This is a genomic window from Dankookia rubra (genome assembly GCF_004355005.1).
In the GTDB taxonomy this organism is placed as follows: domain Bacteria; phylum Pseudomonadota; class Alphaproteobacteria; order Acetobacterales; family Acetobacteraceae; genus Paracraurococcus; species Paracraurococcus ruber_A.
On the sequence record NZ_SMSJ01000004.1, the window covers coordinates 133958 to 150245 of the forward strand.

A 16288-nucleotide genomic window follows, 5' to 3' on the forward strand; every position below is an offset into this window, starting at 1 on the left:
ATGGGGGTCGGGCAATCCGCCCCGGTCGCGCCCGGCGGCGGCTTGTTTCGCTGGCCCGGGTGATCGCCCGGCGCGCCCCCGTGTTCTTCCCGCAGGGCCCGAGCCGGGCCGGAGGGGAAGGCAGGATGGCATCAGTTGCAGCAGGGATGGCCGCACCCGGCATCGCCGCCGTGGCCAGGGAGGCGACTGAAGGCCCGGCGCGGCCGCCGATTCCGAAGCGGGTCGTGGCGGCGACCGTCGCCGGCAATGCGCTGGAGTTCTACGACTTCGTGACCTACGCCTTCTTCGCCGTCTATATCGGCCAGGCCTTCTTCCCGGCCTCCACCCCCTTCATGAGCCTGCTGCTCTCGGTCGGGGTCTTCGGCGTCGGCTTCGTCTTCCGCCCGCTCGGTGGCGTGCTGATCGGCGCCTATGCCGACCGGGCCGGGCGTAAGCCGGCGATGCTGCTGACCATCCTGATGATCACCGTCGGCACCATCGGGCTCGCCCTGACGCCCTCCTATGCCAGCATCGGCATCGCCGCGCCGCTGATCGTGGTTTTCTGCAGGCTGGTCCAGGGGCTGGCGCTCGGCGGGGAGGTCGGGCCGGCCAGCGCCTTCCTGATCGAGATCGCCCCGCCCGGAAAGCGCGGCCTCTATTCTAGCTGGCAACTCGCCAGCCAGGGCATCGCCGCGCTGATGGCGGGGATGATCGGCACCGGTCTCTCGTTGGTCCTGTCGCATGACGACTTGGTCGCCTGGGGCTGGCGGGTGCCCTTCCTGCTCTGCCTGGCGCTGATTCCGGTCGCGGTCGTCCTGCGGCGGACCATGCCGGAGACGCTGGAGCACGGGCCCGCCGCGGCGCCCGCGCGGCGGCTGCGGGACCATGCGAAGCTGATCGGGCTCGGCGTGCTGCTGATCCTGGGCGGGACGGTGGCGACCTATGTCGGCAACTACATGACGACCTATGCCATCGCCACGCTGCACTTCCCCTCCACGATCGCGCTCGCCGCGACGGTGGTGGGCGGGCTCGGCACGCTGGTCTTCTCGCTGTTCGGGGGGTGGCTGAGCGACCGGGTCGGCCGGCGGCCGGTCATGCTGGTGCCGCGCATCCTGCTGGCGGTCCTCGCCTGGCCGCTCTTCCTGCTGCTGACCGCCTATCCCAGCGCCGCGACGCTGTTCCTCGCCACCGGCACCATCACCGCGCTGACCGCGACCAGCAGCAGCGCGGCGCTCGCAGTGATCCCGGAACTGCTGCCGCGGGCGATCCGCGCGACCGGGCTGGCGGTGGCCTATGCGGTCGGCGTCTCGCTCTTCGGCGGGACGACCCAGTTCGTCATCACCTGGCTGATCGAGGCGACGGGCAATCCGACCTCCCCCGCCTGGCACGTGGCGCTAACCAGCCTGGTCACGGCCATCGCCATGTGGACCCTGCCCGAGAGCCGCGACCGGGTGCTGGAAAACTGAAACCGCCACCGAAGGCGTCCCGACCGGGTCAGGGCGCCTTCCGGCCAGCTTGCGTCGCGCCGGCGCTTCACGTCCCGGGTGCTGCCACCCAGAACCGTCGTAGGCCGAGGCTCACGCCATCGGCGCCGGCACCTTCGCTTCCGCCAGCGCCGCCGCCTGGCGCTCGGCGACGCCCTGCTCGGTCAGGTCGCCGATCATCTCCATGAACAGCCGGTGCCAGTTCATCTCGCAGCGCAGCCGCAGGAAGACGCTGCCGAGGCCGACCGCCGCACGGTCCATCAGCGGGAATTCGCGGGGGATCTTCACCCCGCCGGTCCGCTTCAGGCCCTCATGCACCTTCTGGGCGATCTTCCGCCCATAGGACATGTCGTCGGAGAACTGGATCGGCCGGACCTTGTCCTGCACCAGCGGCTCATAAAGGAAGGCGGCCCAGAGGTTCAGGACCTCCATCGTGTCCTTCGACAGGTTGCGGAAGCCCCAGATGCGGTAGGCCTCGGCCGCCTTCTCGTCGTCGTGGTCGCGCACCGCCTCGTACAGCATGATGACGCCGCCGACGAAGCTGGGTGGGAAGACCCGGATGGTGCCGAAGTCGAACAGGTTGATGCCCTGCTGGTCCGGCCGCACCTGGTAGTTGCCGAGGTGCGGGTCGCCATGGATGACGCCGTAGCGGTAGAAGGGCCGGTACCACGCCCGGAACAGCCCCTCGGCATAGGCCTGCCGTTCCTCGACCGGCGGGTCCTCCGCCAGGCGCTTCACCAGCGGACGGCCTTCCAGCCAGGTCATGGTCAGCAGGCGGGTGGTGCAATAGCCCTCGATCGGGGTCGGCACCGCGACATGCGGCTGGTCGGCCAGCATCAAGGCATAGAGCCGCTGGTGCGCGGCTTCGCGGAGGTAGTCCAGCTCCTCGCGCAGCCGGTCGCGCAGCTCCTGGTAAACCTCGCCGTTGTCGAGCGCGCTGTCCATCCGCTGGTAGAGGTTCATCGCCAGCTTGAGTTGGCGGAGGTCGGCCTCCACCACGCTCGGCATGTCAGGGTATTGCAGCTTGCAGGCGACCAGCATGCCGTCCGGCAGCCGGGCCTTGTGCACCTGGCCGAGCGAGGCGGCGGCTGCGGCCTCACGGCCGAACTCGGAGAACTTGCTCTCCCAGCCCGGGCCCAGCTCGCCGGCCATGCGGCGGCGGACGAAGGGCCAGCCCATCGGCGGCGCATTGGCCTGCAGCGTCTCCAGCTGCTCGGCATATTCCTCCGGCAGGGCGTCCGGCACCGTCGAGAGGAACTGCGCCACCTTCATCAGCGGGCCCTTCAGCCCGCCGAGGATCTGCTTCAGGTCCTCGGCATGCGCCCCCTTGTCGGTCTTGAGGCCGAGGAAGCGCTGCCCGGCGACGCGCGCGGCGATGCCGCCCACGGCGCCGGAGGTCTGCACCATCCGGCGGACCTCGCCGAAGATGGTGCTGTCGGGGTTACGGCCGCTCATGCCGCGGTTTCCAGTTCGTCGATGAAGCCGGCGATCACGTCGAGCCCGCGCTGCCAGAACTGCGGGTCGGAGGCATCGAGCCCGAAGGGCGCCAGCAACTCCTTGTGCCGCAGCGTGCCGCCGGCTTTCAGCAGGTCGAGGTATTTCTCCTCGAAGCCCGGCACCGCCTTGTCGCGGTACACGCCGTAAAGGGCGTTCACCAGGCAGTCGCCGAAGGCATAGGCATAGACATAGAAGGGGCTGTGCACGAAGTGCGGGATGTAGGCCCAGTAGACGCCGTAGTCCTCCGTGAAGTCGAAGGCTGGACCCAGGCTCTCCCGCTGCACCTGCATCCAGAGCCCGGCGATCTGCTCGGCGGAGAGCTCGCCCTTCCGGCGCTCCTCGTGCAGCAGCGTCTCGAAGCGGTAGAAGGCGATCTGCCGCACCACCGTGTTCAGCATGTCCTCGACCTTGCCGGCCAGCATCAGCCGGCGCCGCTGCGGGTCGCGCTCGGCATCCAGCAGGCCGCGAAAGGTCAGCATCTCGCCGAAAACGCTGGCAGTCTCGGCGAGCGTGAGCGGCGTCCCGGACAGCAGATATCCCTGCCGGCCCGCCAGCACCTGGTGCACACCGTGGCCCAGCTCATGCGCCAGCGTCATCACGTCGCGCGTCTTGCCGTGATAGTTCAGCAGAAGATAGGGGTGCGCCGAGGGAACCGTCGGGTGGGCGAAGGCGCCGCTGGCCTTCCCCGGCCGCAGCGCCGCGTCGATCCAAGGCTTCTCGAAGAAGCGGCCGCCGATCGAGGCCAGCTCCGGGCTGAAGGCGGCATAGCTGTCGAGCACCGTCTTCACCGCCTCCGGCCAGGCGATGCTGCGGTCCACCTCACCCGGCAGCGGCGCGTTCCGGTCCCAGTGCTGCAGCTTCTCGAGGCCCAGCCACTTCGCCTTCATGGCGTAGTAGCGGTGCGACAGGCGCGGGAAGCTGGTGCGAACCGCGGTCACCAGCGCATCCACCACCTCGTCCTCGACCATGTTGGCGCGATTGCGCGAAGAGCCGGGGCGCGGGTAGCTGCGCCAGTTGTCGAGGATCTCCTTGTCCTTGGCCAAGGTATTGGTGATCAGCGAGAACAGCCGGATGCGGCTGCCGAAGGCCTCCGACACCCCCTTGGCCGCCGCCGCCCGCACCGCGCGGTCGCCGTCCGACAGGCGGTTCAGCGCCGCCGAGACGGTCACCTCCTCCCCGGACACGGTCACCGTCATGCCGGCGATGGTCTCGTCGAACAGACGGTTCCAGGCGGAGCGGCCGGTGACTTCCTTCTCGTGCAGCAGCTTCTCGAGCTCGTCCGAGAGCTGGTGCGGCCGGAAAACCCGAAGGTCGCGCAGCCAGGGGCCCCAGCGGCGCAGCGCCGCACTGCCGGCCAGCTTGCGGTCCAGCTCCGCATCCTCCAGCCGGTTCAGCTCCAGCGTGAAGAACAGCAGGTGGGAGGAGATGACCGTCACCCGCTCCTGCAAGGTCTGGTAGAAGCGGCCGTTCGCGGGATCTTGGGCATCGCCGGCGAAGACCAGTTGGCCGTAGCTCATCGCCCGGCCCAATACCTCCTCGATCCGCTCGTAGCCGGCGATCGCCTCCGCCAGCCCGTCGCCGCCCAGCCCGGCCAGCCGGCCGGCGAAGCGGGCGGAGAAGGCCTTGCCATCCGCCTCCGCCTGGTCGAGATCGACGGCGAGCCGGGGATCCTCCGGCGAGGCATAAAGGTCGGAAAGGTCCCATACCGGCAGCTTCGCGCCGCCGGCGGCCTCCCCGGCATCGAGGGGCGAGAAGGCGGTCTGGGAGACCGGGCGGGGTCCCGCGACCGCGGCAGCATCGGCCGCGGCACGGGTCGGGGTCGGAATGGGGGCGGATGAGGTCACGTCCTCCATATAAGGTCCCGGGTGGCGTGGCCAAGCCGCCACGGCACCGGGAACGGGCATGCGAGGGGGGAGAATGTCGGGGACGGAGACGCTCGCCATGTCAGGCGCGGCACGCAAGACCACGCGGCTGTGGGAACCCGCGGCCGGCGGCTGGACCAGCCTGCCGGGCATGCTGTTCGCCCTGGCGCGGAAGCACCCCGAAAGGCCGATGTTGCGCTACTGGCGAGACGGCGGCTGGCAGCGCTTGGCCTGGGGCGACTTCGCCCTCCAGGTGGCCCGCGCCGCCGCCTGGCTGCGGGCGAAGGGGATCGTGCCGGGCGACCGGGTGATGCTGGTGTCCGAAAGCCGGCCGGAATGGAACGTGGCGGATGCCGCCGTCATGGCGATCGGCGCCGTGACGGTGCCGACCTACACCACCAATACCGTCGCCGACCACACGCACATCCTGCGGGATTCCGGGGCGCGGGCAGCTATCGTTTCCTCCGCCGCGCTCGCTGCCCGGGTCGCGGAAGCGGCGGCCGGCGCCGGCGGGCTCGACCTGCTGGTCTGCCTCGACGGCGCGGACGGCACGCAGACGCGGCACTGGGCCGAGGTGATGGCCGGGCCCGGCGACCTGCCGATGCTGATGGCAGAGGTGGAGGAGATCCCGGCCGGGCGTCTCGCCTGCCTGATCTACACCTCCGGCACCGGGGGTACCCCGCGCGGCGTCATGCTGCCGCACCGCGCCATGCTGGCGAACCGGGAGGGCGTGCGCGGGCTGATCGAACGGCTCGGCGTGGAGGGCGAGCCCTACCTCTCCTTCCTGCCGCTCTCGCACAGCTACGAGCATACGGTCGGCTGCTTCCTGCTGCCCTCAATGGGGATGGAGGTGGTCTATTCGCGCGGCGCCGAGCGCCTCGCGGCGGAGTTCCAGGAGATCCGGCCGGCCATCGTCACCGCCGTGCCCCGGCTGTTCGAGGTGCTTCGGGCGCGCATGCTGGCGCAGGTCGAGAAGGAGGACGGCCTCAAGCGCCGGCTCTTCGAGCGGGCGCTGTCCCAGGGGTTGCGACGGATGGACGGGCCGAGGCTCGGGCTGGGGGAGCGGCTGCTCGACCCGATCCTTGACCGGCTGGTGCGGGACAAGGTGCGGGCGCGCTTCGGCGGGCGGCTGAAGGCGCTGGTCTCCGGCGGGGCGCGGCTGGATCCCGACCTCTCCGGCTTCTTCATCGCCCTCGGCCTGCCGCTGATCCAGGGCTACGGCCAGTCCGAGGCCGGGCCGGTGATCAGCGTCAACCTGCCCTGGGACAACCACCGCCACACCGTCGGCCCGCCGCTGAAGGGGGTCGAGGCGCGGATCGCCGCGGATGGCGAGCTGCTGATCCGCGGCGACCTAGTCATGGACGGCTACTGGAACAACCCGGAGGCAACCGACCAGGCCCTCCGCCCCGGCCCCGACGGCGCCACCTGGCTGCATACCGGCGACGTGGCGCGGCTGGAGCAGGGCCGCATCACCGTCACCGACCGCAAGCGGGACTTCATAAAGACCCTTGGCGGCGACATGGTCAGCCCGGCCAAGCTGGAAGGCCTGCTGATGGCCGAACCGGAGATCGCCCAGGCGGTGGTGGCCGGGGAAGGCCAGCCCGGCATCGTCGCCCTGCTGGTTCCGGCGGATGGCTGCGCCGAAGCCCTCGGCAAGGCGGTCGCGCGGGTCAATGCCCGGCTCTCGACCATTGAGCGCATCCGCCGCTGGGTCCCGCTGCCAGCCGCCTTCTCGGTGGAGAACGGCATGCTGACGCCCACCATGAAAGTGAAGCGGCGGGCGGTGCTGGAACGCTTCGACGGGGAGATCGCCGGGCTTTACCGTTGAGCCCATGTCAACCACCGCCAACACCGCCGATGCCGCCTACTGGAACAGCCCGGCGACGCGGGTTTGGGCCACCGGCCATGCGCGCATCGATGCCATCTTCGCTCCGGTCCTGGCGGCGGCGCTGGAGGCGGCGGCGCCGCGGCCCGGGGAAAGGGTGCTCAACATCGGCTGTGGCAGCGGTACCTCGGTGCTGGCGCTGGCCGAGGCGGTGGGACCGGGTGGCCAGGTGCTGGGCGCCGACATCGCCGCGGAATCGGTCGCGGTGGCGCGGCGGCGGGTCGCCGAGGCAGGGCTGGCCCAGGCCGCCATCTTGCTGGGCGATGCCGGGTCCCACCCCTTCCCGCCCGGCGGCTTCGACCTGCTCTTCTCCCGCTTCGGGGTGATGTTCTTCGACCCGCCGGCCGCCGCCTTCCGCAATCTCCGCGCCGCGCTGCGGCCGGGCGGGCGGTTATGCGCCGCCGCCTTCCGCGCCGCCGCCGAGAATCCCTGGACCACCGCGCCGGCCGGGGCGATCAGCCACCTCGTGCCGCTGCCGCCGCCCGCCCGGCCCGACGCCCCCGGCCAGTTCGGCTGGGCGCGGGAGGCTCATGTGCGAGCAATCCTGGACGGCGCCGGCTTCACCGACATTGCCCTCGTGCCGCGCGCGCCTGAGCCGGCCGGATTGCCCTTCGCAATGTGATCTGCGATCCCCTTGGCGGGACGCCGCGCGCGCATCCAAGGTACTTTCGACGCGCCGGGCGATCATCCGGGCCCGAGCAGCGACTGGAACGATCCGGCGGGCCGCATGGCCGTCGCCGGCACCAAGGGGAGGGCCAAAGCATGGACGGCACGCTGCTCCGCGGCGGCATACTATCCGGCATCGCCGTGGCGCTCGGCAGCCTCGCCTTGCTGATCGTGCTGATCTACTGGTCGACCCGCAACCGCGGCCCGCGCCGGCCGGTCGACATGGCCCGGCACCAGGAGGCGCTGCGGAACTTCAGGCTTCGCTACGCCGCGGAACCGCTGCCGAAGCGATGGTGGGGACGGAACTGACCGGGGCCTGGCTCAGCGGCTGCAGCAGCAGCCGGCCGAACCGCTGTTCCGCCGGGGTGCGCCAACCTTCGACGCCGATCACCACCGCCTCCCCGGCCGCCGGCGCGGCGCGGTAGCTGCCGAACAGACGGTCCCACCAGGGCAGGCAGAAGCCGTAGCAGCTATCGGTCTCCGCCCTCACCTCGGAATGGTGGGTCCGGTGCATGTCGGGCGTCACCAGCACCAGGCGCAGCGCGGCCTCCATGCGCGGCGACAGGGCGATGGCGGCATGGTTGAACATGGCCGTCGCGTTCAACAGGACCTCGAAGCCCAGCACCGCCAGCGGCGGGGCGCCCAGCGCGGCCACGGCCGCCATCTTCACCCCCATCGAGACCAGGATCTCGACCGGGTGGAAGCGCAGCGCGCTGGTCGCGTCGAGTTCCGGGTCGGCATGATGCACCCGGTGCAACCGCCAGAGCAGCGGCACCGCATGGGTCACTCGGTGCTGCCAGTAGATCAGCAGGTCGAGCAGCAGGATGGCCAGCGGGACCGCAAGCCAGGCCGGGATGCCGACCGCGGGAACGAGGCCGAACCCGCGCGCTTCGGCCCAGGCCGCCGCGCCGACCGCCGCGGCCGGCGCCACCGCCCGCACCAGCAGCGTCCCGGCAAAGGCAAGGCCGATATTACCCGGCCAGCGCCGTGGGCCGAGCGGCCTCGGGCGGCCCCAGGGCAGCAGCCACTCCAGCGCCAGCAGTGTCAGCAGGACGCCGAGGAATACGCCGAGGCGGATGGCAGGCGCTTGCTCCAGCATGACGGCAGGATGGAGCCGCCCCGGCGACGGCGCCAGCCCTAGGTCAGATCTTCGCCTGGCGCGGGACATTCACCTCGCAGCGCCAGCGGCTGAGGGTGAAGGCCGGGTGCTGCGAGAGCCATTGCGCCGCGACCATTTGGCCCTGGGCGGCGCAGGCCATGACGGAATGGATCTCGGTGAGCGGACGCTCCTCCCGGCACTCGGTCGGGGAAGCGGCGAGGCAGACCAGCATGACGAGTTCGATCAAGGGTGGGGGTTCCATCCAGGGGGCGACAGGCGGATCACACGCATCTCCCCCGTCAGGAGGCATGGCTTCGCGCGCCGTTCGATGCTGCGTAGCACAACGGAGAATTCACGCAAAAGAGATGACAGCAGCGGAGCGTCAACCGGCCCCATTCAGGGTCCAATGGCCTTCGAAGCGGCGGTCGCGGTTGTCGATCGCCAGAACGCGCAACTCACCGCCCGGTCGCCCGGCCAGGGTGAAGCCGAAGGTCGGATTCTCGGCGATGGAGATGTCGGAGGCGACCTCCAGCACCGGCGCGCCGGCATAGGTCACCCGCAGGCTGCGGATGAACTCGGCCGGGATCGACAGGCGCGTCAGCTGGTCCATCTGCAGGCCGGAGGTATTGGGATGGCTGATCGCCACCTGCACCGGCACGGCGCGATCCGGGCCGGGCGACCCCTCCGGCAAGGTCAGGCGCATGCGCCCCATCCGTTGCCGCGCCGCCTCCAGGTCGCCACCCATGGGGGCGGAACAGCCGCCAGCCGCCTTGACGAAGCGGGCGGCCTCCAGCAGCCGGGCGTCATCGGTCTCCGCCACCACATGCAGGTTGGTATAGGCGTCTACCCGCACCCGCGTGGTCAGCGCCCGCAGCGCGCCCGGCTGGCCGGCGCGGACGGTGGCCGCCAGCGGCAACGGGTTCTCGTCGATCACCAGGTGGATGGCGGTGACGCGCGGTGCCAGGTCCGCCGAGAGGGCGAGGCCGACCGGCACCAGCGCCGCATCCAGCGCCCGCGGCGGGACGCTGAGGTCGAGCGCCGCGCCGGCGGGCTCGACCGGGCGGTCGCCGAAGATCGCCTGCTTCAGGTCGCGCCAGCGCTCCGCCCGGCGTGGGGTATCCGCCGGCTCGATGCCCTGGGCGCGGGCGATGGCCGGGGCGGCCAGGGCGGCGAGCAGCAGGGGGCGACGACGCATGGCGGCTACTCCCATTCCAGTTCGCGGTAGGCGGCGGTGACGTTACGGCCGTGATAGGCCTCGCCCAGGCGCCAGCGGGCGGCTTCCTCCGGCGCGACGCGGGCGGGCGCCTCGGCGATGCCGATGCCGGCGGCGATGGCGGCGCGGGTGCCGTCGCGCAATGCCAAAAGGTAGCGGGTGAGGTCGGCCGCGCCGGCCGGCCAGGGGACGGCAGGCGGGCCATGGCCCGGCACGGCGCGCAGGGCCTCTTTCGCGCGCAATGCCTCGAGCTCGAGCATCCAGCCGGACAGGCTGCCGTCGAGCGACGGGATGCGGCGGACGAAGAGCAGGTCGCCCGTCCAGAGCGTGCCCGTTGTGCCGTCCAGCAGGCTGAGGTCGTGGTCGGTATGGGCCGGCGGGTGCGCCTGCAGCGCCAGCACCCGGCCGCCGAGATCGAGGTCCAGCCGGTCCTGCACCAGCCGGGTCGGCGCCAGCACGGCGCTGCCGGCGGCCGCCTCGCCCATCTCGCGCTCCAGCATGCGCCGATAGAATTCGCCACGCTGCGCCAGGGCCGCCGGCAGCCTGGAATGGGTAACAACCTCCGCGCCGCAATCGGCGAAGGCCGCGGCGCCCATGGCGTGGTCCGGATGGACATGGGTGAGGACAAGATGGCGGATCGGCAAGGGCGTGACCGCTTCGATCGCCTGCCGCAGCAGTCGGCCATGCGCCAGGCTGCCGCCAGGGTCGATCACCGCGACCGCGTCGCGGCCAATGACGAAGCCGGTATTGGCCAGGGCGTCGAGGTTCGCCGCCGAGGCATCCTCATCGAGGCCGGGAAGGACGAAGAGGCCGGGGGCTACCTCGATCGGTCGCGTCGCCGGGGCGGCAGCGGCCAGCAGGACCGCGCCCAATCCCAGCAGCACGCCGCGGCGGGACGTCGCGGCGGGCCTTGCAGGCGTCAACCGGTCCGGTTCAGACCGCCATGCCATCGGGCATGCCGGTCACCGGACCGCCTCAGACCGTCGCGCTGGCGTAGGCGTTGATCTCGAGTCCAAGGCAGATCTCGGTGATGCGGGGGGTCTTCCAGGCCATCTCGCTTCTCCTTCTGGACGTGACGGGAACGCGAGACTGGCGGCGCGGGCGCGCATCGATCAAGCCTGGCAGCCTCACGTCCGCGTGGGCACCGCCTCTACCCGCACGGCGCAGTACTTGAATTCGGGGATCTTGCCGAAGGGGTCGAGCTGCGGGTTGGTCAGCAGGTTAGCCGCCGCCTCGCGATAGGCAAAGGGAACGAAGACCAGCCCCTCCGGCAGGGCAGGGTCGGCGCGCGCGGCCAACTCGATCGCGCCGCGCCGGGTCTCCAGCCGCAGCCGCTGGCCGGGAGCGAGGCCGCGCCGCGCCAGTTCGGCCGGCGCGAGGGAGGCGGTCGGCTCCGGCTCCAGCGCGTCCAGCATGCCGGCGCGGCGGGTCATGCTGCCGGTGTGCCAGTGTTCCAGCTGCCGGCCGGTGGTCAGCACCAGCGGGTAGCGCTCGTCCGGCATCTCGTCCGGGTCGCGCAGCCCGGCGGTGACGAAGCGGGCGCGGCCGCTGGCGGTCGGGAAACGGTCGCCGAAGACGATCGCCTCGCCGGGCCGGTCCGGGCTGTGGCAGGGATAGGTGACGCTGCCCTCCCGCTCCAGCCGGTCCCAGGTGATGTTGGCCAACGAGGGCGTCGCCGCCGCCATCTCCGGGAAGACCTCGCGCGGATGGGCATAGTCCCAGGGCAAGCCGAGGCGGTTCGCCATCTCGACGATGATATCGAGATCCTGCCGCACGCCCTCCGGCAGCGGCAGCGCGGCGCGGCCCATCTGCACCTGGCGGTTGGTATTGGTGACGGTCCCGTCCTTCTCCGGCCAGGCGGAAGCCGGCAGCACCACATCGGCCAGCGCCGCCGTCTCGGTCAGGAACAGATCCTGCACCACCAGGTGCTCGAGCTTCGTCAGCGCCGCCCGGGCATGCGCGACGTCCGGATCCGACATCGCCGGGTTCTCGCCCATGATGTACATGCCGGCGATCTCGCCACGCTCCATCGCCTGCATGATCTCGACCACTGTCAGGCCCGGGGTTGGGTCGAGCCTGGCGCCCCAGAGGTCTTCAAGATGCGCCCGCGCAGCGTCGTCATCGGTATGGCGGTAGTCGGGGAACATCATCGGGATCAGCCCGGCGTCCGAGGCGCCCTGGACGTTGTTCTGGCCGCGCAGCGGGTGCAGCCCGGTGCCCGGCCGGCCAACCTGGCCGCAGAGCAGGGCGAGCGCGATCAGGCAGCGGGTATTGTCGGTGCCATGCGTCGACTGGCTGATGCCCATGCCCCAGAGGATCATCGCCGTTCGCGCCCGGGCGAACAGCCGGGCGACCCGGCGGAGCTGCTCCGCCGGCACGCCGCAGAGCGGCGCCATGGCCTCCGGCGTCAGCGCCGCGACATGCTCGCGCAGCGCCGCGAAATCCTCGGTATGCGCCGCGACGTATTGCCGGTCGTAGAGGCCTTCCTCGATCACCGTATGGAGCATGGCGTTGAGCATCGGCACGTCGCGGCCGGGGGCGAAGCGCACCACCTCCTGCGCGTGGCGGTCGAGCGCGCTGCCGCGCGGGTCGAGTGTGACGAGCGCTGCGCCGCGCGCCGCCGCCTCCTTCAGGAAGGTGGCGGCGACCGGATGGTTCTCGGTCGGCCGGGCGCCGATGACGACGATCACCTCCGCCTCCGCCGCCGCCATGAAAGGTGCGGTGACGGCGCCGGAGCCGATGCCTTCCAGCAGCGCGGCGACCGAGGCGGCGTGGCAGAGCCGGGTGCAGTGGTCGATGTTGTTGGTGCCGAAGCCGGTGCGGACCAGCTTCTGGAACAGGTAGGCCTCCTCGTTCGAGCCCTTGGCCGAGCCGAAGCCGGCCAGAGCGTTCGGCCCGCTCCGGTCGCGGATGCGGGCGAGGCCGCCGGCCGCCAGCGCCAGCGCCTCCTCCCAATCAGCCTCGCGGAATTTCGTGCGTGCGAGGCGAGGATCGAGGCAATCCGCCGGATCCTTCGGCGAGATGCGGACCAGCGGCCGCGTCAGGCGGTCCGGATGCGCCAGGTAGTCGAAGCCAAAGCGGCCCTTGACGCAGAGCCGCCCCTGGTTGGACGGTCCGTCGCGCCCGACCACCTCCTCGATCGCGCCGTCGCGCACGCGGAAGCCGACCTGGCAGCCGACGCCGCAATAGGGACAGACGCTGGCGATCTCCGTGGCGGGTGCCGCCGCGCGATGCCCTGCCCCGTCCAGCACCGATTTCGGCAGCAGCGCCCCGGTCGGGCAGGCCTGCACGCATTCGCCGCAGGCGACGCAGGAGGACGCGCCCATCGGGTCGAGCAAGTCGAAGCTGACCGCCACCTCCATACCCCGCCGCGCCAGGCCGATGACGTCGTTATGCTGCACCTCGCGGCAGGCCCGTTCGCAGAGGCCGCACTGGATGCAGGCGTCGAGTTGCACCGCCATCGCGGGGTGGGACATGTCTGGCGCAGGTGCATGCGGTTCGGGCGCGAAGCGCGAGCCGCTGAGCCCGAGCCGCTGTGTCCACTGTCCGAAGCCGGCAGACGCGTCGCGCCCGGCCGCGCCCGGCTGGTCGGCCAGCAGCAGTTCGAAGACCATCCGCCGCGCGCGCTCGGCGCGCTCGGTCGCGGTGCGCACCGCCATGCCCTCCCGCGGCTGGCGGATGCAGGATGCCGCGAGCACCCGCTCGCCCTCGATCTCCACCAGGCAGGCGCGGCAATTGCCGTCCGGCCGGTAGCCGGGCCGCGGGCGGTGGCAGAGATGCGGGATCTCCGTGCCCTCGCGCGTGGCGACCTCCCAGAGGCTTTCGCCCGGCGCGGCCGCGACCTCCCGCCCGTCCAGGGTGAAGCGGATCATGCGACCGCCTCCGGCATGTGACGCAGCAGCGTGCGCACCGGGTTCATCGCCGCCTGGCCGAGGCCGCAGATTGAACCGTCGGCCATCGCAACGGCGAGTTCCTCGAGCAGCGCGCGGTCCCAGCGCGGCGCCTCGAGCAGCGCCGCCGCCTTCGCCGTGCCGACGCGGCAGGGCGTGCACTGGCCGCAGCTTTCCTCACGGAAGAAGCGCACCAGGTTGCGCGCCGCCCCGGCCAGGTCGTCCTGGTCCGACAGGACCACCACCGCGCCCGAGCCGATGAAGCAGCCCTGTGCATCGAGCGTGCCGAAATCGAGCGGCAGGTCGGCCAGGCGTTCGGGCAGTATCCCGCCCGAGGCGCCGCCCGGCAGGTAGGCGACGAAGCGATGGCCGGCCAGCATGCCGCCGGCGAATTCCTCGACCAACTCGCGCGCGGTGACGCCCGCCGGCGCCAGCTTCTCGCCCGGGTTCCGCACCCGGCCGGAGACGCTGAAGAAGCGCAGACCCTGCCGCCCGCGCCTTCCCATGGCGGCATGCCGCGCCGCGGCCTCCCGGTGCGCCAGCAACTCCGGCAACAGCCAGAGTGTCTCGACGTTGTGGATCAGGGTTGGGCGGCCGAACAGTCCATGCTCGCCCGGGAAGGGCGGCTTGTGGCGCGGATATCCGCGGCGGCCTTCGAGGCTCTCCAGCAGCGCCGTCTCCTCCCCGCAAATGTAGGCGCCGGCGCCGCGGCGGAGATGGATCGGCATGCGCGCCAGCCCGGCCTCGGCCAATGCCGCGATCTCGGCTCCCAGCATGCGGCGCAGATGCGGGTATTCGTCGCGCAGGTAGATCCAGCAGGCCGCGGCGCCGATCGCCTCGGCGGCGATCAGCATGCCTTCCAGCACGCGGTGCGGCTCGGTCTCCAGGCAGTAGCGGTCCTTGAAGGTGCCGGGCTCGCCTTCGTCCGCATTCACCACCAGATGCCGCGGCCCCGGCTGCGACATGACCAGCCGCCACTTGCGCGCGGCGGGGAAGCCGGCCCCGCCGAGGCCCCGCAGCGCCGCTGCCTCAAGGGTCGCCAGCATCTGCCCATGTCCCGCTGGGCCGTGCTGCTGCGCCAGGCGCAGCGCGGCATAGCCGCCACGCGCCCGGTAGGCCGCCAGCCCCGGCGGCATCGGCAGCACCGGCGGCCCGTCGCGCACCGCGGCCGCCAGGCGCGCCGGCGTCGCATGCTCCACCAGTTCATGCCCCAGCGCCGCGGCGGGCGCGCGATGGCAGGCTCCCATGCAGGGCGCGGCGACCACGCGGGCACCGCCGGGCGGCGCGGCACGCAGCGCATCCAGCAGGCGGTGTGCGCCGGCCATGGCGCAGGGTAGGCTTTCGCAGATGCGGATCGTCAGCGGCGGCGGCGCCGGGGCCGCATCCTCCAGCACCTCGAAATGGTGGTAGAAACTGGCGACCTCGAAGACCTCAACCGGTGCCAGCCGCAGCAGGTCGGCCAGGGCGACGAGGTGCCCGGTGCGCAGGCAGCCATGCCGGTCCTGCAAGGCGTGCAGATGCTCGATCAGCAGGTCGCGCCGCAGCGGCAGCGCGCCGATCGCCGCCAGCACCGCCGCGCGCGCCGCATCCCCGGCGACCCGGCCGCGCGGGCCGGTCCTCGGCCCACGACGTCCCTGCCGCGTTGCCGCGGCATCCCCATCAGCCATTCCGGCCTTTCCTCCCGCCACGTCCCCGCGCAACTCAGGGGAAGCAGCGCAGTGTTGCCTCCGCTTGTGCCCGACGCAACGCCTCCACCGCCGCGCGGGTCTGCGGCGGGTCGCGGAATTCGGCGCCGCGTTCACCGAGGTTGCCGGCCTGCATGCGCAGCACCGTGTCCGCGGCCTCGTAGCTGGCGAAGGGCAGTTGCTCGGCGATGGTGTCGATGCTGCAGGCGCAGCGTTCCAGCGCCAGCCGGGTGTTGCCGTTCGCCGCCATGCAGCCGAGCACGTAGTCGGCCCGGGCCACCGTCGGATAGCCGTGCGGGTCGTCATGCGCCTGCGCCGGCAGCGTCGCCAGCAGCAGCACCCCGAGCGCCAGCCGCTTCATAGCGGCACCGCCGCGGCGAAGGTGATCTCCTCGCGCACCGCGCCCTCCGCCAGTTCGCCGAAGATCGTATGGATCCAGCCCGGGACGGCCTCGGCCAGCACGAAGCGGTAGCGCTGATCCTGGTAGCGGCCGGCCCGGGGCTCCCCGATGAAGGGGTGCAGCGTGACCTCCGCCGCGTCGATCTCGCGTCCGTCGAAGGCCAGCATCAGGTGCCGCGGCGGCGCGGCCTCGGCCAGCGCGCGGCGGATGCGGTTGCGGAACCAGTCAGGCGCGCCGCCGGTTGCCGCGCTGAGCTCACGCGAGACGCGGTCGAGCGCGAATAGCAGCAGCGGATTGCCGCGGAAGCCCCGCGCGGTCGGGTAGCGGATGGCGCGCGGCCCGGTCAGGAACTCCGCCGCCACGTCGCGCCGGCCTGGCTCCTCCCCCGCCCGCACCGCGAGCCGGATCGTGTCGTGCACCGGTGCCTGCCCCGCCGCCGCCCGCAGGAAGTCATAGTCCAGCCGGACCGGTGGATCGAGCGCCGCGAGATGCGGCGTCTCGAACAGCAGCACCTGTGCCCCTGACAAGGCCGGGGACAGTGCCGGCGCCGGCTCGGCCGCAAGCGGCAGCGGCAGCGGCAGCGCGCCGAGCAGCGCGATCAATCCGCGTCGCTTGGTCATTCGGTTCT

15 protein-coding genes are annotated in these 16288 nt (G+C 71.8%); 4 read left to right on the top strand and 11 right to left on the bottom strand.

From position 1 onward, the window contains the following. Positions 1 to 125: 125 nt before the first annotated feature. Complete coding sequence (locus E2C06_RS05100) at positions 126 to 1445, top strand: MFS transporter (protein WP_133287499.1); 1320 nt, start codon at positions 126 to 128, stop codon at positions 1443 to 1445. A gap of 111 nt (positions 1446 to 1556) precedes the next feature. On the opposite strand, the gene E2C06_RS05105 is transcribed toward E2C06_RS05100, so the two are convergent. Continuing rightward, positions 1557 to 2918 carry an ABC1 kinase family protein gene (locus tag E2C06_RS05105; RefSeq protein WP_133287500.1) on the bottom strand — a complete coding sequence of 454 codons (1362 nt, stop codon included), beginning with the start codon at positions 2916 to 2918 and terminating at the stop codon, positions 1557 to 1559. Then, the gene (locus E2C06_RS05110; protein ID WP_133287501.1) at positions 2915 to 4813 is read right to left on the bottom strand and encodes a M3 family oligoendopeptidase; all 1899 of its coding nucleotides are present in this window, start codon (positions 4811 to 4813) and stop codon (positions 2915 to 2917) included. Before E2C06_RS05110 ends, E2C06_RS05105 begins: the two co-directional genes overlap by 4 nt. An 88-nt stretch (positions 4814 to 4901) precedes the next feature. Here E2C06_RS05110 and E2C06_RS05115 point away from each other — a divergent pair, with 88 nt between their 5' ends. From E2C06_RS05115 to E2C06_RS05125, 3 genes are all read left to right on the top strand, one after another. Next, positions 4902 to 6650: an AMP-dependent synthetase/ligase gene (locus E2C06_RS05115; protein WP_133287502.1), complete on the top strand. Its 1749-nt coding sequence runs from the start codon at positions 4902 to 4904 to the stop codon at positions 6648 to 6650. Between the two features lie 4 nt (positions 6651 to 6654). Next, the gene (locus tag E2C06_RS05120; RefSeq protein WP_133287503.1) at positions 6655 to 7329 is read left to right on the top strand and encodes a class I SAM-dependent methyltransferase; all 675 of its coding nucleotides are present in this window, start codon (positions 6655 to 6657) and stop codon (positions 7327 to 7329) included. A 140-nt stretch (positions 7330 to 7469) separates the two neighbouring features. After that, positions 7470 to 7682, top strand: a complete 213-nt coding sequence (locus E2C06_RS05125; protein ID WP_133287504.1) for a hypothetical protein — start codon at positions 7470 to 7472, stop codon at positions 7680 to 7682. Here E2C06_RS05125 and E2C06_RS05130 read toward each other — a convergent pair. The 9 genes from E2C06_RS05130 to E2C06_RS05170 all read right to left on the bottom strand — a co-directional run bounded on the left by E2C06_RS05130 (position 7627) and on the right by E2C06_RS05170 (position 16280). After that, positions 7627 to 8472 (bottom strand): sterol desaturase family protein, encoded by an 846-nt coding sequence (locus tag E2C06_RS05130; RefSeq protein WP_133287505.1) that lies wholly within the window; start codon positions 8470 to 8472, stop codon positions 7627 to 7629. The genes E2C06_RS05125 and E2C06_RS05130 overlap by 56 nt on opposite strands. Before the next feature lie 43 nt (positions 8473 to 8515). After that, positions 8516 to 8719, bottom strand: a complete 204-nt coding sequence (locus E2C06_RS05135) for a hypothetical protein (RefSeq protein WP_133287506.1) — start codon at positions 8717 to 8719, stop codon at positions 8516 to 8518. A 135-nt stretch (positions 8720 to 8854) separates the two neighbouring features. Beyond that, positions 8855 to 9667: a quinoprotein dehydrogenase-associated SoxYZ-like carrier gene (locus tag E2C06_RS05140; protein ID WP_165982227.1), complete on the bottom strand. Its 813-nt coding sequence runs from the start codon at positions 9665 to 9667 to the stop codon at positions 8855 to 8857. Between the two features lie 5 nt (positions 9668 to 9672). Then, positions 9673 to 10608, bottom strand: coding sequence for a quinoprotein relay system zinc metallohydrolase 2 (locus tag E2C06_RS05145; RefSeq protein WP_241671127.1), 936 nt, complete (start codon positions 10606 to 10608; stop codon positions 9673 to 9675). A 52-nt stretch (positions 10609 to 10660) separates the two neighbouring features. Then, positions 10661 to 10738, bottom strand: a complete 78-nt coding sequence (gene pqqA, locus E2C06_RS40725; RefSeq protein WP_133287642.1) for a pyrroloquinoline quinone precursor peptide PqqA — start codon at positions 10736 to 10738, stop codon at positions 10661 to 10663. A gap of 74 nt (positions 10739 to 10812) precedes the next feature. After that, a complete protein-coding gene (gene fdhF, locus E2C06_RS05155; protein WP_133287509.1) occupies positions 10813 to 13557 on the bottom strand; it encodes a formate dehydrogenase subunit alpha in 2745 nt (914 codons plus the stop codon). Further along, positions 13554 to 15242 carry an NAD(P)H-dependent oxidoreductase subunit E gene (locus tag E2C06_RS05160; RefSeq protein ID WP_133287510.1) on the bottom strand — a complete coding sequence of 563 codons (1689 nt, stop codon included), beginning with the start codon at positions 15240 to 15242 and terminating at the stop codon, positions 13554 to 13556. The genes fdhF and E2C06_RS05160 overlap by 4 nt, the downstream gene beginning before the upstream one ends. 34 nt (positions 15243 to 15276) lie before the next feature. Beyond that, complete coding sequence (locus E2C06_RS05165; protein ID WP_133287511.1) at positions 15277 to 15621, bottom strand: hypothetical protein; 345 nt, start codon at positions 15619 to 15621, stop codon at positions 15277 to 15279. Next, positions 15618 to 16280, bottom strand: a complete 663-nt coding sequence (locus tag E2C06_RS05170) for a hypothetical protein (protein ID WP_133287512.1) — start codon at positions 16278 to 16280, stop codon at positions 15618 to 15620. Before E2C06_RS05170 ends, E2C06_RS05165 begins: the two co-directional genes overlap by 4 nt. Between the last annotated feature and the right edge of the window lie 8 nt (positions 16281 to 16288).